This is a genomic window from Pseudomonas sp. FG-3G (genome assembly GCF_901007645.1).
GTDB lineage: Bacteria > Pseudomonadota > Gammaproteobacteria > Pseudomonadales > Pseudomonadaceae > Aquipseudomonas > Aquipseudomonas rhizophila.
Window position 1 is genome coordinate 43,467 of the sequence record NZ_CAAKGZ010000005.1, and the last position, 21,371, is coordinate 64,837.

Consider the following 21,371-nt stretch of genomic DNA (forward strand, 5'->3'; position numbering starts at 1 on the left):
CCCCACCCAACCCACTGCGGATAGGGGACGCAGTGGGTTGGACGGGGGCTTCTTGTTCTGCTGATCGTTGCTGATCGTTATTGGGCGATGGTTTTCACCGACACGCCGCGTTCGACCGGGGTGGAGCGACCGTAGATGTCTTCGAAGCGTTCGATATCGTCTTCGCCCAGGTAGCTGCCGGACTGCACTTCGATGATTTCCAGCGGGATCTTGCCCGGGTTGCGCAGGCGATGAACCGAGGCGATCGGGATGTAGGTCGACTGGTTTTCGCAGAGCAGGAACACGTTCTCGTCGCAGGTCACTTCAGCGGTGCCGCTGACCACGATCCAGTGTTCGGCGCGGTGGTGGTGCATCTGCAGCGACAGGCATGCGCCCGGCTTGACCGAGATGTGCTTGACCTGGAAACGACCGCCCATGTCCACCGAGTCATAGGAACCCCATGGACGATAGACCTCGCAGTGGTTCTGGGTTTCGGTGCGGCCCTGGGCGTTGAGGGTGTTGACCATTTGCTTGACGCCTTGGACCTTGTCCTTGTGGGCGATCATCATGGCGTCCTTGGTTTCGACCACCACGATGTTGTCCAGGCCGATCACCGACACCAGCTTGCCATTGCCGTGGATCATGCAGTTGCGGCTGTCCTGGACGACGACGTCGCCCTTGGTGACGTTGCCGTTGGCATCCTTGGCGTTGACTTCCCACAGCGACGACCAGCAGCCGACATCGCTCCAGCCGGCCGACAGTGGCACCACGCAGGCGCGCTGGGTCTTTTCCATCACCGCGTAGTCGATGGAGTTGTCCGGGCAGCAGGCGAAAGTGGCTTCGTCAAAGGTGATGGTATCGGCCGTCTGTTCGCTGCGCTCCAGGGTCAGCAGGCAGGTGTCGTAGATGTCCGGATCGTGTTTTTTCAGCTCTTCGAGGAAACGGCTGGCGCGGAACAGGAACATGCCGCTGTTCCAGAAGTAACCACCGGCTTCGACGAACTCGGTGGCGCGCTTGACGTCGGGTTTTTCGACGAAGTGCGAAACGCGGCTCACCCCTTCAGGCAGCAGGGCATCGTTGGTCGACTTGATGTAGCCATAACCGGTTTCCGGTTTGGTGGCCGGTACGCCGAACAGCACCATTTCGCCACGCTCGGCGGCCACGGTGGCCAGGGCCAACGCACGTTGCAGGGCTTTCTGGTCTTCCAGCACGTGGTCGGCTGGCAGGACCAGCATCAGCTCGTCGCGGCCTTCATTGACCAGCATCATCGCCGTCAGGGCCACGGCCGGCGCGGTGTTGCGCCCGAACGGTTCCATCAGGATGCGCTGGGCTTCCAGCTTGCGGTTGGTCAACTGCTCGTTGACGATGAACCGGTGGTCTTTGTTGCAGACCACGATCGGGGTGTCCATGCCTTCGAACACCAGGCGCTCGAGGGTCTGCTGGAACAGGGTATGTTCGCCGGTCAGGGCCAGGAACTGTTTAGGGAATTGCTTGCGCGAAAGCGGCCAAAGACGTGAGCCGCTACCACCTGACAAGATCACCGGAATCATGTTTGTTACTCCTACAAATCGAAATGGTTTTTAGAGCTACTGCGTTCTGTCGTTTCACTCTCTTGTTGTTGTTCCTGCGGCAGTGGCAAGCCTTGAGCTTCAAGCTGCAAGCAAAAGCTTGCCGCTTGAAGCTGGAAACTTGCCGCTGCTCTTATCGGGTCGACACCGGGCGTTTTACCCACACTGGCGACAGGCTGCTGCCGGAGCCGGTGACGTACAGCACGGCCGCTTCGCCGCGTTCCAGGGCCACGGGCTTGAGGTCGCCGACTTTCTTGTCGCCGTCGAACAGCGCCAGGCTCACTTTCACCGGGTTGATTTCACGCTCGCCACGGCTCTTGGCCGCTACGGTCTTGACCACTTCGGTCTTGCCGTCGGCGGTCTTGAGGGTCAGCGGCTTGTCGCTAAGGTTCTGCACGCGAACCAGGGATTTCTGCTTGTTCTTGAATGGCGGTTCTTCGATCAACTGAGGCTGGCCGCTGGCGTTGTTGACCAGGGTGTAATAGTGATCGGGAGCCAGTTTTACCGGGACGGTCTGGCTGCCGACCTTGGCACTGTAGTCGCCGCCAGGCATGAAGCTGAAGTCGGTGCTGGCCAGTGGTGCTACGTCGCTCAGGTTGGTGCTGCCGACGGTGGCGCTGACTTCGGCGTTGCTGGCGTTGTATATCCGCACGAAGCTCGACCCTTTTGGCGCAACCGGGCCATACAGGGCCGAGTCACCTCCGGCAAAGGCGGACAGTGAAAGGGCGCTCATGCTGGCAACCAGGGCAACGGCCTTGAGGGAGCGAGCGGCGAGACGGCGAGGAGTTGTAGTGAAAGTCATGGTGGACCTCTCTTTCAGTTTTGCGCCCGGTCGGGCGTCTCGGATGGGGTGTTGGCGGCTACGTTCTGTTGGCGTGCGCCGGCTTGCTTGAGTTCTGCGACCCACTGCGGGTCGGCGTCACCGATTTCGTTGTTCACAGGCAGATAACGTTCAGGAAACTCCCAGATCAGTACCTGGGGCGGGCTGTTCTTGAAGGCGTCGCTCTTGAGGTAGCTGAGCATCGGCAGAATCGGGCCATGGCCGTCTTCGGCGTAGTTCACGACGTCGCTGTTCAGGGCCTGCTTGAGGGCACCGACGAAGTTCCAGGTGGGGTTGGCGCTGTAGCTGGTGCCGATCAGCGCCACCGGCACTTGGGCATCGGCAAACAGCGCGTCGCCTTCGGCCGGCTGATCGTCGGCTTCACGGGTGGTGCGCTTGACCAGCGGCTCCTGGGCTGGCATCAGGTTTTCGAACAGCGGGTCCAGAGGCAGGAACTGACGCAGGTCGCCCTTGTGGATGATTTTTTCCGCTGGCGTTGTCACGAAACGTTGTGGCTCGCCGTTGAGTGGGGTGCGCTCGGCAATCGTCTTCGCCAGCATCTCGGCGGCGACCTGCGCGCCTTCGGGAGTCCAGTGGGTGTCGGTGCGCAGGAACACTTGTTGGCCGTTTTGCTTGGCCTGTTGCATCGGGCCGAGCAGGTCAGGGGCCAGGATCTTGTCTGCCGCCACACGGGCATGGAAATCCTGATAGAGGTTGGCGTGAATGCTGGATGGCTTCACTTCACCCAAGTGTTCCGGGTAGAGGCGCGCCTTGGCTGGCACGATCGCCATCACCAGGGTAATGCCCTGTTCCTTGAGCTTCTGGCGCACGCCTTCGACCAGCGCGTAGTTGCCTTGCAGGTTTTGCTCTTCGTTGACGATCGGATTGAACTCTTCGTCGCTGTACAGCCACTGATCGCGACCCAGGACCACGCCTTTGCGGCCCTCGTTGAACAGCTTGTAGTCCAGTGCCGCCCAGATGTTGGTGCCCAGGCGCTTGATCGGGAACTCGTCGTCGTAGTGCGTCTCGACGGCTTTGCTCCAACGACCGTTGAGCACGGTCGCATCAGGGTTGGTGCTGAAGCCGAAGAAGCTGCGCACCGACCACAGGCCCAGGACCGTCAAGGTCAGTAGGAACAGTGCGATGTAGAAGATGCGTAATGAGCGGGTCATGTTCAGATCCCTCAGAACTGGAAGTAAAGGAACGGCGAGAAGCTTTGCGCCGAGAGTTTGAGAATCGAGGCGATGAACAGCACCAGCACCAGCGTGCGCATCACGTAGCGCGGCCAGTCAGCGACCCAGTACGCCGGTTGCACCTGGGCTTCGACGCCCACGGTGTAGCCCGGTTGATGAATGCTCGACGGGTTGTCGCCCGGTACAGCCTTGATCAGTCCAGGTTGTGCAGTGGCCGGACCATCGGCCTCGGTGTTCACTTCAGGCTTGGTCTTGACCGGTGGACGATTGGTGTAGAGATCGCGCAGGCCAAAGAAGGCGAGGGTGGCGTAGGCCACCGCCAGCGTGGCGATTTGCAGGCCGGTGAGGTTGGCACGGGTCAGTTCCGACAGCGACAAGTCACCGAAGCTGAACATGGCGCCATACATGCGGCCGGCCACGTGCAGGTTCTCGGCACGGAAGATCACCCAGCCCATCACCACCAGCAGGAACGTCAGTGCCCAACGGATCGGGTTGATGCTGCGTGGCGTGGTGTTGATACCCACCGCTTTTTCGATGGCCAGCCACATACCGTGCCAGGCACCCCAGATCACGTAGGTGATGTTCGCGCCGTGCCACAGACCACCGAGCAGCATGGTCAGGAACAGGTTGCGATAGGTCATCAGCGTGCCTTTGCGATTGCCGCCCAGGGTGATGTAGAGGTAATCGCGTAGCCAGGTCGACAGGCTGATGTGCCAGCGCCGCCAGAACTCGGTAATCGACTGGCTGATGTAGGGCTGCTTGAAGTTCTCCATGAAACGGAAGCCCATCATCAAGCCCAGGCCGATGGCCATGTCGCTGTAGCCGGAGAAGTCGAAGTACAGTTGCGCGGTGTAGGCCAGGGCGCCGAGCCAGGCATCGCCCGTGGTCGGGTTCTCCAGGGCAAAGCAATGATCGGCCACCACCGCCAGGGTGTCGGCGATGAACACCTTCTTGATGAAGCCCTGCATGAAGCGCGTGCAGCCTTCGGAGAACTTGTCCAGGGTGTGGGTGCGGTTGTTGAACTGATCGGCCAGGTCGCGGAAACGCAACACGGGGCCGGCGATCAGGTGCGGGAAGATCGCCACGAACGCTGCAAAGTCGATCAGGTTGTGGGTCGCCGGGGTATCACCGCGATACACGTCGATGATGTAGCTGATGGACTCGAAGATGTAGAACGAGATCCCGATCGGCAACAACACGTGGGTCAGGATGAACGGATTGAGACCGAAGCCGGTAATGATCGCGTTGAGGCTGTCCACACCGAAGTTGGCGTACTTGAAGTAGCCCAGGATGCACAGATCCACACCCACGCCGAGCAACAGCCAGCGCTGGGCCGGTTTGGTGCGCACGCCGGCGGCGCCGACTTTCAGGCCGATCCAGTAGTTCCACAGGGTGACGCCGGCGAACAGCGCAAGGAAGTCCACGCGCCACCAGGCATAGAACACATAGCTGGCCAGCAATAACAGCAGGTTGCGATAGCGTTGCCCGCTCAAGTAGTACAAGCCGAGAAAGATCGGCAAGAACAGGAACAGGAACACATTGGATGAAAATACCATCCCGATCTCTCCATGTTGAATCAACAGTCAAGGGCCAGAGCCCCCCCAAACCCCCCCATGAAAACCGGGAGGTTTTATTACATTTCAGACGCTTTGCTCCCACAGCTCCCCTGCCAGGCAGGGGATACGGCATCAGCTACCTTTTTCGCCTTTTTCCCATGACGGGTCGTACACCTTGGTCAAGTCCCCGCCGAGGCGGAACGTCTTGAACGGTTGCATTTCATGCTTGCGTTCCAGCACATCCTCGGGGCAGGTGTAGAGGCTGCAGAACGGTTCCAGCCAGGCGAACTTGGAATCGATTTTCAGATCCTTCATGTCCTGCTCGTCGCCGTTCTTGTCTTCGAATATCTCCGGGTCTTTCACCCCGGCCAGCACCTGGTCACCCAGGCGCTTGAGGGCGCCGTTGTTTTCCTGGCGCAGGTCCACGCCGTTGACCTGGGCGAAACTGGCGATCATCGCCAGAGGCGGCAGGGCATAGTTGTGGTAGGACAGGGCTCGTTGCTTGCGCTTGAGTTCGTTGGGCAAGAAGCCCTCGGCGTCGACCTGGTTGGCGCCGACCTTGTATTCCTTGACGGCCCAATCGAACAGGTCGCGGCGGTTGGTCGCCACGGCGGTGGCCATCACCGACCAGGCGGCCCAGTAGGAGTGGTTGTTGATTTTTTTCAGCGGCAGGTTGTCCCAGTCGCTCACCACCTGATCGGCCATCTTGCTGAACCAGCCTTCGATCAGTTGCGCCTGCTCCTGGTGATTGGCCAGTGGGCGAGACTCGGAGAACTTCAGGCGTACGTAGGCCGAAGCCATGCTTCCCAGGGCCCATTTGCGCATGGACTTGCCGGTGTGGTTGAAGTCCTTGGACATCAGCGCATCGGCCTTGGCCCAGGCGGTCAGCCAGTTCAGGGTGCATTCCAGCTGCTCGGGGCGGCCGTCACGCATGAATTGCATCACTTGCTTGCTGACGCCGCGTTCGATCCGGGTGATGTCGGAAGTGGCATCACGGAAGGCTTTTTCCGATTTCACGTTCAGCGTTGCGCGGGCCTTGTCGGAACCCTCGTACTTGCTGCGAAATTGCAGGGCGCCCGTGTAGGGCGTCGGTACTGCCTCGCAGCGCTCGTCAGAGCTGCCCGTCTTGAATTTTTCAATCGGTGCGAAGTAACCCTGGGGCGGGCGTAGCGGGGCCGCGGCCTGCGTCGCGCCGGCGAATATCGCCAGGGTCAGCAGGGACGGCGCCAGCAGCGTTTTCAACGTTCGGGTGCGCATGGTTCTAGTCATGAGACGAGACCTCATTGTCCGATTTGAGCCGTTTGTTGCCCGGCTTGCGGAGATGCGTTGCGTTTGCAGACTTTCGCTTCGATTTGCTGTGGCTCGGCACCGGCTTCAGGTCCCTGGACTTCTACAGCCAGCAGGTTCTGGGAAGCCCAGTCCTCGTCGGTGCGCAATTGGAAGGCGAAACGTCCGTCGGTTTCGGAAGTGTCCGGTTTTTCGATCTTGATATCCTCGTGGCGCCCATTCATGTACCAGAGGGTGGCTTGTAAGGTTTTCACCGACGTATCGGCGAAGCGGATATCGATCTGGTGGCTGCCGTTACGCAGGTCCATGTTCTTGCTGTTGACCATCAATTCGTTCTTGCCGGGCTTGAGGGCAGTCTTGCTGCTCATCAGCGCGGGCTTGCCTTCGCAACCGTTGTTGTCCAGCAACGCCATCATCTGGCGGTAGATGGTTTCCTGGTCGAGGCGATACAGCGGCGAGAATTCCCAGATGAGGATTTTCGGCGGGCTTTTCTGGAATTCTTCGCTGCCCAGGTACTGGATCATCGCGCCTTCCAGACCGCCGCCGGGAAAGGCGACGTTGAGGATGTCAGCGCCGATGGCTTCTTGAAGGAAGCCGGCGAAGTTGTAGTTCTTGCCGCTGTGACTGGTGCCCACGAGGGTGATTTGCGGATCACTGGAGTCGCCGAACAGGTCGCCGTCGCCGGCCTCGCCTTTAGGCTCGGTGGTGAACTGGTCCATGTACTGGACCGCGTAGCTGGTGCCGCACAGCTGGCCGGCCATGTTGTGCAGGGTGCCGGTCTTGCCCATGCGGCCGGACTTCTTGGTCTCGAACTCACGCTTGGGAATGTCGGCAAAGGCCGGGATCTGCTTGACCTTCTCGGCCACGATCTTCGCCGTGCGCTGGGCGCCGTACGGGGTCCAGTGCTGGTCGCCACGGAAGTAGAAATCGTGGGCCGGCAGGGTGTCGGGCAGGTTTTCGTTGGTCAACGGCGACAGGTCCGGCACCACATAACCCATCTGCGCGAAACGCCCGAGCATGCTCTTGTAGTTGGTCAGGGCCTTGTCGAAGTCGTAACTGGCCTTTTCCTGAGGGTTGAGTTTGTTGCGGTTCACCAAGCCCCGGGTCGGTTGATACACAAGCACCAGCTCAACGCCTTTTTTCTTGAACGCGTCGTGCAACTGCTGCATGCGCTTGTAGCCGGCCGGGGTGGTATTGAATTCGGTACGCAGGTCTTCCTGGGTACGGAACAGCCAATCGCCCTGGGCCTGTACCAGCGTGGTGAAGTTCTGCTGATAGCGCGTGGTGTAGTTCTTCGCGTCATAAGCAGCCGGGCACAGGTTGCAGCACGGTTCGGCAGTGAACACAGGCGCTGTGGTTTCAGCGGCGCGCGCGCCGCTTGTGGCGGCGAGAATGCCGGCAGTCAGGGCGGACAGGCCCAGAAGTTTGATCATCTGTGGGTTCATAAAGGTCATCCTCAGTCCCGCAATTCAGTCTGGCGTTCGACAGGGTCGATCAGCACGGCTTTCTGCTGGCGCACCAGCAGGTCGAGAATTTCATCCTGGCGCTCGCCCAGGATCCCCGAGAAGCTGATGCCGCTGGATTTGGTCGGCGCGAGCATGGACACGCGGTAGAGCTCAACGCTCAACGGTGAGTCGATGGACAATGGGCCGCTGCCGTTGGCAGCCAGTTCACCACCGACCACGATCAGCGAGACCTGGGCGTCGAACGGGTCGAGCTTGATGTCCCGGTCGGTGTCGGACAGGTCCTTGATGTGGCCGTAAAGACCGGTCAGGCCGTTGGCCATGGAGACGTTTTCGTAAAGGCGGATGTTCACGCTGTTACGAATCCGGATGCCGTGGCGCCGGTTGCTGATCACTTTGTTGCCCCACAACAGGTTGTCACCACTCTCGTAAAGCGTGATGCCGTCGGTGTGGTTCTTGTAGATCTCGTTGTAGGCGATCAGGTTGTTCACGCTGTTACGGTCGATCACCAGGCCCGAGAGTTTGTTGTCGTAGCTGCGGTTGTTGAAAATGAAGCTGTCGTTGACCTCACGGGAAATAATGATCCCGTGCTTCTTCTTGGTCCCGTAGACGGTGTTGTCGGCGATGATCAGCCGATGGGAACGGTCGTGGGGGTCAATGCCGTAGACGATGTTGTCCTTGTAGGTGTTGCCCTTGACCACAAAGTCGTTGGTTTCGTAGCAATAGAAGCCGTACCACATGTCCGAGAACTCGGAATCGATGATCCAGCCGGTCGGTTCCGGGCGCTTGAGGACCTTGGCCATGTTGGGCGTGTACTGGGAAATACTGACCCCGTACGACTTACTGTTGGCGTAGCCGAAGCTGGCCATTTTGGTATTGACGATGTAAGTCTCGGTGCCGCCCCAGGACAGCAGGAACGGACGGAATTCGTTGGCCGAGCGGAACGTGGCGGGGCCATTGTCCTTTTCGCGCCAGCCAGTGACCTTGGTGTCGCGGATGAACATCTTTCCATCGTTGACCAGGAAGGAGCCGCCCTCTTGGGACAGGCGCAGTTCCTGGGTCTGTTGGTCGATTTCCAGAATGCCTTTTTCACCCACCACAATCGGAATCCTGGCCAGGAAGACACCTGGCGAGGTTTCCCTGAGGTACTGCTTGGGCACTTTCTTGGCCAGGTCCTTGAGGTTCATGTAGCCATCGTCGATGAAGATGGCCTGTGGGATGCCGTGCTGGCGCACCACCCACTCGGCCATCTTGTTGTCGCCGCCGATGAAGTCCTTCAAGGCGTTTTCCTGCATCATCCGGCGCACGCTGACCTTGCCGGGCTTGCTGCGCACGATCTTGGCCGCGGCCGCTTCGGCGGTGAAGCCTGTGAGGTCGGGCAGGGTCGGCGCAGCCAGTTCCAGCGGAGCGGTCGGCGCGCTGCTGACGGTGTAGGTCTTGGCCTGCTGCAGTTCCTTGACCACGTTGCCCGGTTTGACCACCGGTTCAACGTTGGCGAACGCCGACGAGCCGGCCAGCAGCATCGCTGCGGCCAACAGGCTGATCGAACCTTTCATCGCCTGGCTGTTCCTGAGGTAGCGGTTCATATCGGGCACTCCCATGGTCATTCGCATCAGAAGCGCCAGATCACGTCGACAAAGGCGCGATGCATGTATGAATCGACCTCTTTGCCGTAGGCGTCGCCAGGCTTGAACACACCGCCACGAAAGCGCACCAGCGCCGACGGCTCGTCGATGGACTGGCTCAGCGCTGCCGGCAGCAGGCCTTGCTTGAAGTACTTGGTGACCACAAGGTCGACTTCCTGGCCCAGGTCCTTGTTACCGTCGCGCAGTGGCAGGGACGAGGTGGACAGGATTGCGCCGGTCACATCGTCGGTGTTGTTTTCCACCGCGTTGATGCCGTTACTGCCCACAGGCTTGTTGCCGTCCACGCGCCAGAACTTGTGGTACACCAGGCTTGCGTCGTATTCGTCACGCAACTGCCAGGAACCGAACAGGCTGGCGCTCTGGGTGTTGGCCATTTCGCCACGGAAGGCTTCACCGAAACGGTGGACCCGCGAGCGGGTACCGGTGTAGTTCGAGCGGTTGCTTTGCAGACCGTTCTGTTCGTAGTCCTCGCTGGCGCGGGCATAGGCCGCACCGACTTGCCACTGCGGATCCAGGCGCAGACGGATGCCCAGGTCGGTGGCCCAGCCATCGACGTCGTCACTGCGCTTGAGTTGCGTGGGGCGCGTGCCGTCGGCGTTGAGCGAGTTGACGGTGTCGCGATCGCCGGTCATGCCGGTCAGGCTGGCCCAGTAGTTGACGGTGTTGGTGTTACGCCAGTTGTAGGCGTCACTGTTGGCTTCCAGGCCCAGCCAGGACAGGTCACCGTTCTGGGTCTTGTCCAGGGAATCGGTGGCTTCGCCCGGGGTCGGGTAATCGAGGCTGCCATTGTCGTGGGTATGGTGGGCACGGATTCCGGCCCACTGGCCTGGCATCCACTGGTAGCCCACGTCACCGTAGACGTGCAGGCGGTCCTTGTCGTCAGGCGACAATTCCTTGAGGTCGGTGCGGTATTCGCTGAAGCGCTCGGCGACACCCAGGTTGGCCCGCAACAAGGTGGTATCGAAGGTCCAGTTCAGGGCTTCGATGTTGGTGTCGCGCCATTGGCCGTCTTCGTTGCGCAGGCGTTGGCGACCGAATTTCAGCTGTTCGCCCGGGTAAGGGGTCAGGCCCCGATAGCCAATCCAGAATTCGCGCATGGCCAGGTAGTTCTTCTTGACTTCGCGATCACCGCTGTCGGTTTGCGCGGTCGCGTCATCGGACTGTTGCAGGGTGTCGGTCTCGATGGTGTCGGTAGACGTCACGGCCTGGGCCATGGCGTAGGCGCTCCAGGCACCGCGCTCACCGTAGATCCACGGACGCAGGTCCAGACCGATACCGTTGACGTCGCCGCCGCGCTGGGTGCCGAGGTCGCGATCGTCTTCGGACTGGGCGGTGATTTTCACGTCCAGGCCGAAGTTCTGGTCTTCAGTCAGGGCCGCCAGGGTCGGACAGGACCACAGCAGGGCAAACGACAGGCCAATACCGGCCTGCACAAAAGGATTGAGCTTCAAAGGCTTCATAGAGGTTCCTCGCCGTCATCTTCTTTTAGGGCTTGCAGTTCCAGCGTATCGGGGCTCATGGAGCCGCGAATGGCCTGCTCTTGTTGTAGCAGGCGCTGGGCTTGTGCAAGCTGGTTCGGCGGTAATTGGGCTTCGAGGGTCTGGGCAAGCTCGATGGCTTGCGGGGTGTTCTGGGCCTTGGCCAATTGACTGAACACATAGGCATTGACCGGGTCGGGCTTGGTGCCCTTGCCTTGGGAGAACAACTGGGCAATGGCGAAATCGGCGCTGTTCTGGCCGTTGCGGGCGGCCTTGAGCAGATGGTCCAGGGCTTTTTGCGAGTACACCTGGCCCAGGTAACCACGGCGATAGATCTGGCCCAGGTAGTAATCGGCGGCCACTTCGCGGCCAACGGCTTTCTGGAAATGCGCTTCGGCGACCTTGGCGTCAGCCGGCACCCATTTGCCTTCGTAGTACAGCTTGCCCAGCAACAGATCGGCACGTGGCTGATCGGCGGCGCGGCCGTTTTCCAGGTACTGCATCATCTTGTCGACGTCACCCAACTCGGGGAAGTCGTAGAGAATCTGCGCCAGGCTGACCCAGGCAGCGGGATAGCCAGGGGCGATGCCTTCGAGCAACGACTGTGCGGTTTTTTCGTCGGTCTTGCCCAGGCTCGTATCGGCCAGGACGCGGGCGACGCTGTCCACACGCTGGGCGGAGACGGTGCCACTCTGGTGACCGGCCTGCATTTGCTTGAGCAACTCGGCCTGCTGTTCAGGCTGGCCGCGTTTCTGATAGACCGTGGCCAGTTCGACGTAGCAGATGTCGGTGGTGGCCAATGCCGCCTTGCAGACTTTTTCCACTTCATCCAGATGCTGGTCGTAGGTGCCCTGGGTGCGATAGAGCAGAATCTGCGCCAGGCCCGCTTCCGGGTAACCGGCGCTGCGCCATTGGCTGATCTGCTGCTGAGCGTTGACGTTCGGGAAGCTTTGGGGATATTGCAGGTACAGCATCGCCAGCGGGATCAGGGTGCCGCCCTGACCGTTGGCGAAGGCTTTCTTCAACAGGCCTTCGGCTTCGTGCTTTTCCGCTTCGCTGGAGCCGGGCTTGGCCACCAGCAGGCGGCCCAGGCGAGCCTGGGCCCGTGGCGAGATATCGGCCGCGGCGCGGTAAGTCGCCTCGGCCTTTTTCATCTGCTCGGGGTCGCGGCTGTCCACCTGGATGTCGGCCAGGCCGACCTGGGCTTCGCTGTAGCCCAGGTCTGCCAGTTGCTGATAGTTCTGCTGTGCCAGCGTCGTGTCACCGCGCTTGAGGGCTTCGTTGGCCAGGCGCTGGTCGGGCAGGCCGGCGCAGCCGCTGAGGCCGATTGCCAGCGCCAGCGCGCACAACGCATACCCTGTGTGGGAGCGAGCCTGCTCGCGATGCAGGCCGCTCGATACACCAGGCACACCGCTTTGATCCCATCGCGAGCAGGCTCGCGCCCACAGGGTATGCGGCGTCTTGTTGTCTTGTGGAGTCGTCACGAGCATGTCCTCCGCTTAAATACCGACAGCCATGGCTTTGTCGATCAGCCAGTTCAGGTTCGGGCCACGGTCGCTGGTAACTTCTACCGGCCGGCCGGCCAGCGAGCTGTCCAGGGGTTCGTCAGGCTGGATCAGTACGCGGATATCGGACGACAGGTCGGCACTTTTCAGGCTGGTGCTGCTGACGATCTTGCCGGTACGGGTGGTGTCTTCGCCGGCAACCTGGAAGCTGACCGGAGTGCCTGGGCGCACGTCGCCGAACTGGCGATAGGAGAAGCGTGCTTCGACGTTGGCTTCGGTGCCCCGTGGGACCAGTTGGAAGATCACGTCACCCTTGCTGGCGTACTGACCGTCGGACACCAGTTGCTGGGACACGATGCAGTCGCACGGCGAGGTCAGGGTGCCGGTCATTTGCTTGCCGAACAGCTCCTCGACCTTGGCCGGTTGCAGCTGGTTGTCGTCCAGATGGCCCTTGAGCACATCGAGCATGCTGGTGCTGAACGTGGCCAGCGGGGCGCCTTTGGCAGCAACGCCGTCGGCCTTGACCAGACTCTGCACGGTGCCGTCGCGCGGCATGGTGATAGCCATGCCCGGTACGTTCACCAGGCCCGCCTGGGCGTGGCTGACGAAGTACATGCCGTACACCGACTTGAAGATGAAGCCGAATGCCGCCAGGCCGACGATAAAAATCGCCAGGCTGAAGGTCACGGCCCGCAGGCGGCCCAGGGCGGTCATGCCACCGTTGTCGTCCTTCTGCTTGCGCGCCTTGGTGAAGTTGTCGCGTTGCAAGGTCGCCAGCACATCGCCGACGCCGACGATGTCGCCGGCCAGGTGCGAGGTGATGATGTGACGCAGCGTCGAGATGTCCCGAGGCTCCAGATTCTGGAACTGGCAACCGGTACGACCGGTCTGGCGGTCGTAGGAGCGAACCTGCAGTTCCACGTCCATGGCCAGGCCAAGGTTGTCGATCACGAATTGCAGGCGGCCTTTGTACGCTTCGCCGACCTTGAGCGGCATCTGGCCGGCGTTGAAGCACAGGCCTCCGGCCGACAGGTCCAGGACCTTGACTTCCATGGGGGTACGGTCGGGACCGAAGAAGCGCAATTTGGCCGGGATTTTCACTCGGGCGTGTTGGCGCTGGGCTTCGGATTCATGCACTACGTTGACATTCACGGCGGTGTTCATAGGGGCGATTTCCTAGTTAATTCAGGCGAGTTCGGTCAGACCATCATCAGCAGCACGGCAACGAAAACGCTGCCGGCGGAGAAGGTCATGGTCCGAGACGACCAAGTGTTGAACCAACGTTGAAAGCTGGCGAGATCACGGGTCAGATGGGTGGGCTGGCGAGTCCAGGACTGTTGGTCGAGGCGGAAGAACACGTAGATCTTCACCAGCGCGCCAACGATCTGGTTGTAATACAGAATCGCCGGGTAGGCCGGACCGATCCGGTGTCCGGAGCACGACAGCAACAGGGTCAAGAGCAACCGGGTGATGCCGATCCACAGCAGGTACACCAGGATGAACGCGGTGCCGTACTTGAAGCTGGCAATCAGCGCCACGGTCAGGCCCAGCAGCGAGGTCCACATCGACACGCGCTGGTCGAACAGCACCACCGAGGTGAACAGGCCCAGACGCTTCATGCCCAGGCCCAGTGCCCGGGAGTTCTGCCGCAGGTTGTTGCCATACCAGCGGAACATCAGCTTGCGACTGGCCTTGATGAAGCTTTTTTCCGGCGGGTGCTCGACGGTGTTGATCGCCGCATCGGGTACGTAGAACGTGTCGTAGCCCAGGCGCATCAGGCTGAACCAGCTCGATTTGTCGTCGCCGGTGAGAAACTTGAAGCGGCCCAGGCGCCAGTGTTGCAGCGAGTCGCTTTCCACGTCGGCGATGAAATCCGGGTTGGTGACCACGGTGGCGCGGAACACCGACATGCGGCCGGTCATGGTCAGCACACGCTTGGACAGGGCCATGGAGCACATGTTGATGTGGCGCTGAGCGAAGCGCAGTTTGTGCCATTCGCTCATGATGTAGCCGCCGCGCACCTCGCAGAACTCGTTGGTGGTCAGGCCGCCGACGTTGCCGAACAGCTGGAACCACGGCACGGTCTTGCGCACCACGCCTTCGCCGAGCACGGTATCGCCATCGATCACGGCGACCACTGCACGGTCGTCCGGCAAGTGGCGGGAGATGGCGCGGAAACCGAAGGCCAGGCCGTCACGCTTGCCGGTGCCAGGAATGCGCACGAAGTCCAGCTTGACGTGCTCTGGCGGGTTCATGCGGGCCCAGAGGCTCTTGACCAGCAGTTCGTCGGACATTTCCACGATGGAGCAGACCACAGTGGTCGGCAGCCCGCAGTCGATGGCTTCGCGGATTACCGAACTGTAGACCTGGGCGGTCGTCAGTGCGTCGATCCGGAAGCTGGTGACCATCAGGTACACGTGGGACGGATCCGCCGCCTTGCCCAGCTTGCGTACCTTGCGGCGCAGATGCGGGTAGACGATGTACAGGAAGATCATGCCGCGCACGAAATGCGTCGCTCCCATGGAGTAACGCCAAATGCCCACGGCGCCGATCAGGAAAATGAAATCCTTGGATTCGGAGTCGAACGTGGACGTGGGCAACGCCATGGCGATGCCCATCAATAAACTCAAGTAAAACAGCCAACCGGCGGCCTGAAGCAGGCCGTGCTTTAGCCTGTGCATAATCTGCATCCGTCTCTATCTCGGGCGGGCCTTGTGGGCGGCCCGATGGGTTAAGGCAGGCGAAAGGCCGGCCGGGCCTGGGCCCGGCCGGCAAACAGACTTACCAGCAGATGCCTTCGGTCCGGCCACTCGGGTTGGTGGCCTTGGACATGAAGCCAACCAGGTCGATGACCTGCTTGCCTTCCGGTACGTTCTCGGTCAGCGCGCGGAACTTCTCGTCGCGGTTGCCCAGGATGATGATGTCGGAGCTGTCGATCACCGAGTCGAAGTCGGCGTTGAGCAAGGACGAGACGTGAGGAATCTTCGACTCGATGTAATCCTTGTTCGCACCGTGGACGCGGGCGTATTCGACGTTGCTGTCGTAGATCTTCAGGTCGAAACCCTTGCCGATCAGCATTTCCGCCAGTTCCACCAATGGACTTTCACGCAGGTCGTCGGTGCCGGCCTTGAAGCTCAGGCCCAGCAGGGCGACTTTGCGCTTGTCGTGGCTGGAAACGATGTCGAAGGCGTTCTGCACCTGGGATTCGTTGCTGCGCATCAGCGAGTTGAGCAGCGGCGCTTCCACGTCCAGGGAACCGGCGCGGTAGGTCAGGGCGCGAACGTCCTTGGGCAGGCACGAGCCGCCGAAGGCGAAGCCTGGGCGCATGTAGTACTGGGACAGGTTCAGGGTCTTGTCTTGGCAGACCACGTCCATCACTTCACGGCCATCGACGCCGACTGCCTTGGCGATGTTGCCGATCTCGTTGGCGAAGGTCACCTTGGTGGCGTGCCAGACGTTGCAGGTGTACTTGATCATCTCGGCGACAGCGATGTCCTTGCGGATGATCGGCGCATCGAGCTCTTCGTACAGCGATTGCAGAACGTCGCCGGAGGCTTTGTCGAACTCGCCGATAACGGTCATCGGTGGCAGGTCGTAGTCCTTGATCGCGGTACTTTCACGCAGGAATTCAGGGTTGACCGCGACGCCGAAATCGACACCGGCTTTTTTGCCGGAGCAGTCTTCCAGAATCGGGATGACCACATTCGCCACGGTGCCTGGCAGCACGGTGCTGCGAACCACGACGGTGTGGCGGGTGGTCTTGTCGCGCAGAACAAAACCGATCTCGCGGCACACCGCTTCGATGTAGTTGAGTTCCAGATCGCCGTTCTTCTTGCTCGGTGTACCGACGCAAATCATCGACAGGTCAGTATCACGAATCGCTTCGGCGAAGTTGGTGGTTCCGCGCAGACGGCCTGTTTCAATACCTTGTGCCAACAGCTCGCCCAGACCGGGTTCAACAATCGGCGATTTACCGGCGTTGATCATGTCGATTTTGTCTTTGGCGACATCTACGCCAACGACATCATGGCCCCGTGCAGACAGGCAACCGGCACATACTGCACCGACGTAACCCAAACCAAATATGCTAATGCGCATCGCATTTACCTCTGTTTTTCACGCCATTAAATGGCCGGAGTTAATAGTGTTCAGCGGTCATAGTGCACTCGGAAGTGTGGAATGCAGGCGCCACAGTGCCGTGTGCAGGCATACTAAGTTCCGAGTGTCTAAATAAGTGCACTCAAGTTGTGCGCAATGCGGCCTAGTTGTTATGACCTGCCCTGTTATGCAGCCAGTCCTCGTATTCGGGAACGTTCGTGCAAAGGTCCTTCACCTCCGATCCCTGGCAAAAAGCCCACAAAATCAGAAGCTTGTGTGCTCTGGCGAGCACGTTATAGGGGCGCAGCCTTGGCCTTGTAGGGGATAGTAATGGTGCGTTATCTCCTGTCCTTTATAAGATGGATCCAAATAGGCGACCGTTTCGCTAAATTGCCATGACAACTTGGTTACTTGGATCGACGGCCTATGTAAGTCATCTCTTACACGCACGGCGAGAATCGTTACGGGTGGTATGAGCCGTGCAATTTCACATAGTTCCGATCCGCTCATCGCGATTTTCGAAATTTTTCGAAATATTATGAAAGATGGCACTGACCTCATGATGATGGCACTTGCCGTTTTGACCTTTGATAACGGGGAGTTAAGAGGGGTAGATATTTTTGTGCCACTACCGAATAAAAAATTTGGTGCCACTACGTAAAAAACTGACAGGTGTCGAGTGAAACAAAAGTTAGCGAGGGAAGGGGGCGATTTATTGGCGTCATGGAACTGACGAAGTGGGCGGGGAAGTTGGATGACGTGTTCGGGTTTGATCAAGGCCCCTGATCAAGGGGCCATATAAAGATGTGCTTTATTCGGGGGCATGGTCACGCAGGAACACCAGTTTGTCCGCGCTCGATTGTTGAGCATTGAAACGGTAGCCCTGGGCATCGAACTGCTTGAGTGTTGCTGGATCGTTGATGCGTTCCTGAATCACGAAGCGGCTCATCAGGCCGCGGGCCTTCTTGGCGTAGAAGCTGATGATTTTGTACTGGCCGTTCTTCAGGTCCTTGAACTCGGTATCAATGACCCGCGCTTTGAGCGCGCTGCGTTTGACCGCCGAGAAGTATTCATTGGAGGCCAGGTTCAACAGTATGTCGTCGCCCTGGTCAGCCAGCGCTTCGTTCAGCCATTCGCTGATGCGTGTGCCCCAGAAGGCATACAAGTCTTTGCCGCGGGCATTGGCCAGCTTCGTGCCCATCTCCAGGCGATAGGGTTGCATCAGGTCCAGTGGGCGCAGCAAGCCATAAAGACCGGAGAGCATGCGCAGATGCTCCTGGGCATAGTCGAAATCGGCTTCGGCAAAGCTTTGTGCATCGAGGCCGGTGTACACATCACCCTTGAAAGCCAGCAGAGCCTGTTTGGCATTGGCTGGGGTGAACGCCGGCGTCCAGCTGCCGAATCGTGCGGCATTGAGACCGCCGATCTTGTCGGAGACGTGCATCAGCTCGCTGATCTGTGCCGGCGAGAGTTCGCGCAACTGTTCGATCAGTTCCTGGGAATGATCCAGGTACTGCGGCTGGGTAAAACGCTCGGTGGCCGGCGGTGTTTCGTAATCGAGGGTCTTGGCGGGGGAAATCACCATCAGCATGTAATCGTCTCCTTCAAAGGTGCGGCGATTCTAGGGGGTTGTCCGGGTGGACTCCAGCTATTGGGGTGATAGGTGATGGATGGGCAAGCCTTGCTTCCACCGAGTCCTCTGACCACAAGGGTATTGCTTCAGGATCGGCTATGATGCGGCGCGGGTTTCGTTATGGAGACATCCCTTTTGCGCATCGTCCTTCTATTGTCGGCCTGGTTCCTGAGTTTCGCGGCCATTGCCGCACCCAGCGACATCGCCACCCTGGACCGCAGCACCTGGCCGGAACAGCTCACCAGCCCGACGCTGTTCGACGTGGCCTCGCGAGCTGAGATCCTGATGTTCGCCCGGGTCCTGCTGGACACCGATGCCATGGACGAAATCGCCCTCAAGCAGCACCTGGGGCTGCGCACAATCAATATGGCGGCGATCGACACCCTGCGCGCGCGGTTGTGGCAGCGACTGCTGAGCAACTACAACTTCGCTCAGCAAAGCTGCGATCAGGACGCTTCGTTCTGTTTTCTGGTGGAAGACCTGGCGACGTTGCGCGAAGAGGCGGGCAGGCTCACGCTCGATGAAAACTCCTACTACATCAAGTGGGCTGAGCCGAGCCGGATCTTCCACGCTCAATATCTGGACGAGCTGTTGCGCAAGGCCGCGTTGTTTCCGCAGACCAGCAGCGAAATCGCGCGTTTCGGCGATTACGAGCGCAATGGTGATGATCTGAACGACCGGCTGTTCCTGCTGACCTTCGACAGCGCGGCCAACATCACGCCGGACAATACCTCGTGGCTGACTGAATACCTGCGCAAGTCGAACATGAACGGCACCTTCTTCGTGCTGGGCAAGGACATCCAGGCGCGGCTTGCAGAGCGCTCGGTCAACAACCTCCAGGCCTTGTATTCGGGGCAATGCGTCGGTGTCCAGGGTTGGGAGTTCCGCTCCCACAGCCATTGGCAGGATTGGCAGGACTCAGTGCGGCGCAGCGTCGATCTGGTCAAGGGCAAGCTGCCGGAAAACTACGTACCGCTGTTCCGCCCGCCCCAGGGCCAGCGTCGTGGCGATGCCGGCGCCTTTTTCCGCAACCAGGGCCTGCAAGTGGCGCTCTGGGATATTGACCCCCAGGACGGCGCCGGCCGGCTCAACCCCGAGCAAAGCGCCCAGCGCACACTGACCCTGATGCTGTTGTGGCGCCGCGGCGTGATCAATTTCAACGTCAAGCAGGATGCACTGAAAACGGCGCTGCCCTGGCTCATTGCGCAAACGGCGCAAAGCGGGATCGGCTGGGAAGATTGTCGGGTCGCGTTTCGCTGATTTGGCCAAAGGCCCGGAAACACGGGGGGAGGAGGGAAATTCGGCGCACTTTCATGACGACCGGACTTCCGACTTTAACGGCGCAAAGGCGCAACGCCAAGCGTTATTCGTCACTCTGAAAAATAAACTTCAAAAAAGCGTCAAAGTGCTTTTTCCTGTCATGTGTTTTGGAGTATCAAGAAGTCAGACCGCCGAAACCTGCAACACAGGTGGCGTCTTCCAAGACCCAGTTGTGTGCAGTTCACCTCAAGCCTTGCGGGTGAATTCGGTGGCTACTTCGAGGCGCAGCACTGTCACGGTATTGCGTCGAATGGCCCCCACAAAGGTGACCGAGTATGGATGACCACGGACGTAGCCCTTCCTCCAACCAGCCAATCCTCTATGTACTCGATACCAACGTATTGATCCACGATCCAAACGCACTCCTGAACTTCGAAGAACACCATGTTGCCATCCCGATGACCGTGCTCGAGGAGCTGGACAAGCTCAAGAGCGGGCATCACAGCGTCGCCGCCGAATGCCGGCAGGCGATCCGCCTGATCGACAAGACCCTGGGAGACGCGTCGCCCGAGGACGTTGAACTGGGTGTGCCGATCCAGCGTGGCAAAAGTGGTCCCAAAGGCCTGCTCTCGATCCTGATGAGCAAGCGCACCGAACCCAACCTGGTGCTGCCCGAACACCTGAACGACAACATCATCATCAACCAGTTGATCGACCTGCACGCGCGCAACCAGGATCAGGCCGTGGTGCTGGTGACCAAAGACATCAACATGCGCCTCAAGGCCCGCGCCTGCGGGATCGCGGCAGAGGACTACAGCACCGACCAACTGGTCGACGACGTATCACTGCTGCCCAACGGCTATCACACCATGACCGGCTCCTTCTGGGACCGGGTGAGCAAGGTCGAGACCCGTCAGGACCATGGTCGCACCTGGCACCAGGTGCAGTTGATCGACAATCTGCCGGCGGTGCACATCAATGAGTTCATCATCGACGAACAGGGTTTCGTCGGCTGGATCAAGGAAATCCAGGTCGACAAGCTGCTGATTCTCGATCTGCACCAGGAGCCCCTGCTGCATCAGGAGGCCTGGGGCCTCAAGCCGCGGGATATTTACCAGAGCCTGGCCTTGTTCGCCTTGCTCGACCCGGATATCCACCTGGTCAACCTGTCCGGCGCCGCCGGTTCGGGCAAGACCATCCTGGCCCTGGCCGCCGCCATCGAACAGACCATGGTCAGCAAGCGCTACCGGCGCATCATCGCCACCCGTAGCGTGCAGGGCCTGGACCAGGAAATCGGCTTTTTGCCCGGCACCGAAGCGGAAAAAATGGAGCCTTGGCTGGGCGCCATCACCGATAACCTTGAAGCCTTGCACATGGATGACGAAAGCACTCATGGCAGCGTCGACTACATCCTCAGCAAAGTGCCGTTGCAGTTCAAATCCCTCAACTACATTCGCGGCCGCAGCTTCCAGCAGAGCCTGATCCTGATCGACGAATGCCAGAACCTCACCCCGCACCAGATGAAAACCATCATCACCCGTGCTGGCGCCGGTTCCAAAGTGGTGTGCCTGGGCAACCTGGCACAGATCGACACCCCTTACCTGTCCGCGACCAGTTCCGGGCTGACCTACCTGACCGAACGCTTCAAAGACTTCCCCAACGGGGTCCACATCACCCTGCAGGGCGTACCGCGCTCGATCCTGGCCGAATACGCCGAATCTCACCTGTAACTGACCATCAGAACCGGGCGACCTCAAGGTCGCCGGTTTTTTTATGACTGTACGAAAACCCTGTGGGAGCGAGCCTGCTCGCGATAGCGGTGCATCAGCCACCTATTTTTATCTGATACACCGCTATCGCGAGCAGGCTCGCTCCCACAGGGGGA

The 21,371-nt window shown here is 60.0% G+C and carries 16 protein-coding genes; 3 read left to right on the forward strand and 13 right to left on the reverse strand.

Annotation, left to right across the window (positions count from 1 at the left end; all coding sequences use genetic code 11):
• Nucleotides 1-77: 77 nt before the first annotated feature.
• The 12 genes from PSEUDOMOFG3G_RS03245 to PSEUDOMOFG3G_RS03300 form a co-directional block, all read right to left on the reverse strand.
• Nucleotides 78-1,529, reverse strand: coding sequence for a mannose-1-phosphate guanylyltransferase/mannose-6-phosphate isomerase (locus PSEUDOMOFG3G_RS03245; RefSeq protein ID WP_047228836.1), 1,452 nt, complete (start codon nt 1,527-1,529; stop codon nt 78-80).
• 151 nt (nt 1,530-1,680) lie between these two features.
• A complete protein-coding gene (locus PSEUDOMOFG3G_RS03250; protein ID WP_047228837.1) occupies nt 1,681-2,349 on the reverse strand; it encodes an alginate O-acetyltransferase AlgF in 669 nt (222 codons plus the stop codon).
• A gap of 14 nt (nt 2,350-2,363) precedes the next feature.
• The gene (locus PSEUDOMOFG3G_RS03255) at nt 2,364-3,539 is read right to left on the reverse strand and encodes an alginate O-acetyltransferase (RefSeq protein ID WP_107321917.1); all 1,176 of its coding nucleotides are present in this window, start codon (nt 3,537-3,539) and stop codon (nt 2,364-2,366) included.
• An 11-nt stretch (nt 3,540-3,550) separates the two neighbouring features.
• The gene (locus tag PSEUDOMOFG3G_RS03260; RefSeq protein ID WP_047228839.1) at nt 3,551-5,116 is read right to left on the reverse strand and encodes an MBOAT family protein; all 1,566 of its coding nucleotides are present in this window, start codon (nt 5,114-5,116) and stop codon (nt 3,551-3,553) included.
• A gap of 132 nt (nt 5,117-5,248) precedes the next feature.
• Complete coding sequence (locus PSEUDOMOFG3G_RS03265; RefSeq protein ID WP_139049262.1) at nt 5,249-6,373, reverse strand: mannuronate-specific alginate lyase; 1,125 nt, start codon at nt 6,371-6,373, stop codon at nt 5,249-5,251.
• Nucleotides 6,374-6,396: 23 nt separating this feature from the next.
• Nucleotides 6,397-7,848 (reverse strand): alginate O-acetyltransferase, encoded by a 1,452-nt coding sequence (locus tag PSEUDOMOFG3G_RS03270; protein ID WP_139049195.1) that lies wholly within the window; start codon nt 7,846-7,848, stop codon nt 6,397-6,399.
• 11 nt (nt 7,849-7,859) lie between these two features.
• Nucleotides 7,860-9,452, reverse strand: coding sequence for a mannuronan 5-epimerase AlgG (gene algG, locus PSEUDOMOFG3G_RS03275; RefSeq protein ID WP_047228842.1), 1,593 nt, complete (start codon nt 9,450-9,452; stop codon nt 7,860-7,862).
• Nucleotides 9,453-9,478: 26 nt separating this feature from the next.
• The gene (locus PSEUDOMOFG3G_RS03280) at nt 9,479-10,963 is read right to left on the reverse strand and encodes an alginate export family protein (RefSeq protein WP_139049263.1); all 1,485 of its coding nucleotides are present in this window, start codon (nt 10,961-10,963) and stop codon (nt 9,479-9,481) included.
• Nucleotides 10,964-10,968: 5 nt separating this feature from the next.
• On the reverse strand, nt 10,969-12,474 hold the full coding sequence (algK, locus tag PSEUDOMOFG3G_RS03285) for an alginate biosynthesis TPR repeat lipoprotein AlgK (RefSeq protein WP_306670302.1): 1,506 nt from the start codon (nt 12,472-12,474) through the stop codon (nt 10,969-10,971).
• Nucleotides 12,475-12,489: 15 nt separating this feature from the next.
• Nucleotides 12,490-13,659 carry an alginate biosynthesis protein Alg44 gene (locus PSEUDOMOFG3G_RS03290; RefSeq protein ID WP_047228844.1) on the reverse strand — a complete coding sequence of 390 codons (1,170 nt, stop codon included), beginning with the start codon at nt 13,657-13,659 and terminating at the stop codon, nt 12,490-12,492.
• A gap of 35 nt (nt 13,660-13,694) precedes the next feature.
• Nucleotides 13,695-15,176 (reverse strand): mannuronan synthase, encoded by a 1,482-nt coding sequence (gene alg8 / locus PSEUDOMOFG3G_RS03295; RefSeq protein ID WP_370695168.1) that lies wholly within the window; start codon nt 15,174-15,176, stop codon nt 13,695-13,697.
• Between the two features lie 100 nt (nt 15,177-15,276).
• Nucleotides 15,277-16,593 carry a nucleotide sugar dehydrogenase gene (locus PSEUDOMOFG3G_RS03300; protein ID WP_139049197.1) on the reverse strand — a complete coding sequence of 439 codons (1,317 nt, stop codon included), beginning with the start codon at nt 16,591-16,593 and terminating at the stop codon, nt 15,277-15,279.
• Between the two features lie 472 nt (nt 16,594-17,065).
• On the opposite strand from PSEUDOMOFG3G_RS03300, the gene PSEUDOMOFG3G_RS03305 reads away from it, so the two are divergent.
• Nucleotides 17,066-17,254, forward strand: a complete 189-nt coding sequence (locus PSEUDOMOFG3G_RS03305) for a hypothetical protein (RefSeq protein WP_139049198.1) — start codon at nt 17,066-17,068, stop codon at nt 17,252-17,254.
• A gap of 150 nt (nt 17,255-17,404) precedes the next feature.
• On the opposite strand, the gene yaaA is transcribed toward PSEUDOMOFG3G_RS03305, so the two are convergent.
• The gene (gene yaaA, locus PSEUDOMOFG3G_RS03310; protein ID WP_139049199.1) at nt 17,405-18,184 is read right to left on the reverse strand and encodes a peroxide stress protein YaaA; all 780 of its coding nucleotides are present in this window, start codon (nt 18,182-18,184) and stop codon (nt 17,405-17,407) included.
• A 177-nt stretch (nt 18,185-18,361) separates the two neighbouring features.
• Between yaaA and PSEUDOMOFG3G_RS03315 the strand changes: the two genes are divergently transcribed.
• Together PSEUDOMOFG3G_RS03315 and PSEUDOMOFG3G_RS03320 are read left to right on the forward strand one after the other, a co-directional pair.
• Entirely contained in the window at nt 18,362-19,486 is a 1,125-nt protein-coding gene (locus tag PSEUDOMOFG3G_RS03315; RefSeq protein WP_139049264.1) for a polysaccharide deacetylase family protein, read from the forward strand.
• Between the two features lie 335 nt (nt 19,487-19,821).
• On the forward strand, nt 19,822-21,216 hold the full coding sequence (locus PSEUDOMOFG3G_RS03320; RefSeq protein ID WP_047228849.1) for a PhoH family protein: 1,395 nt from the start codon (nt 19,822-19,824) through the stop codon (nt 21,214-21,216).
• Nucleotides 21,217-21,371 lie beyond the last annotated feature (155 nt).

Bases quoted from the DNA above. Each gene is read 5' to 3' on its own strand.
- PSEUDOMOFG3G_RS03245 (WP_047228836.1), bottom strand. From the start codon at position 1,529: ATGATTCCGGTGATCTTGTCAGGTGGTAGCGGCTCACGTCTTTGGCCG.
- PSEUDOMOFG3G_RS03250 (WP_047228837.1), bottom strand. From the start codon at position 2,349: ATGACTTTCACTACAACTCCTCGCCGTCTCGCCGCTCGCTCCCTCAAG.
- PSEUDOMOFG3G_RS03255 (WP_107321917.1), bottom strand. From the start codon at position 3,539: ATGACCCGCTCATTACGCATCTTCTACATCGCACTGTTCCTACTGACC.
- PSEUDOMOFG3G_RS03260 (WP_047228839.1), bottom strand. From the start codon at position 5,116: ATGGTATTTTCATCCAATGTGTTCCTGTTCCTGTTCTTGCCGATCTTT.
- PSEUDOMOFG3G_RS03265 (WP_139049262.1), bottom strand. From the start codon at position 6,373: ATGCGCACCCGAACGTTGAAAACGCTGCTGGCGCCGTCCCTGCTGACC.
- PSEUDOMOFG3G_RS03270 (WP_139049195.1), bottom strand. From the start codon at position 7,848: ATGAACCCACAGATGATCAAACTTCTGGGCCTGTCCGCCCTGACTGCC.
- algG (WP_047228842.1), bottom strand. From the start codon at position 9,452: ATGAACCGCTACCTCAGGAACAGCCAGGCGATGAAAGGTTCGATCAGC.
- PSEUDOMOFG3G_RS03290 (WP_047228844.1), bottom strand. From the start codon at position 13,659: ATGAACACCGCCGTGAATGTCAACGTAGTGCATGAATCCGAAGCCCAG.
- alg8 (WP_370695168.1), bottom strand. From the start codon at position 15,176: ATGCACAGGCTAAAGCACGGCCTGCTTCAGGCCGCCGGTTGGCTGTTT.
- PSEUDOMOFG3G_RS03300 (WP_139049197.1), bottom strand. From the start codon at position 16,593: ATGCGCATTAGCATATTTGGTTTGGGTTACGTCGGTGCAGTATGTGCC.
- PSEUDOMOFG3G_RS03305 (WP_139049198.1), top strand. From the start codon at position 17,066: ATGAGCCGTGCAATTTCACATAGTTCCGATCCGCTCATCGCGATTTTC.
- yaaA (WP_139049199.1), bottom strand. From the start codon at position 18,184: ATGCTGATGGTGATTTCCCCCGCCAAGACCCTCGATTACGAAACACCG.
- PSEUDOMOFG3G_RS03320 (WP_047228849.1), top strand. From the start codon at position 19,822: ATGGATGACCACGGACGTAGCCCTTCCTCCAACCAGCCAATCCTCTAT.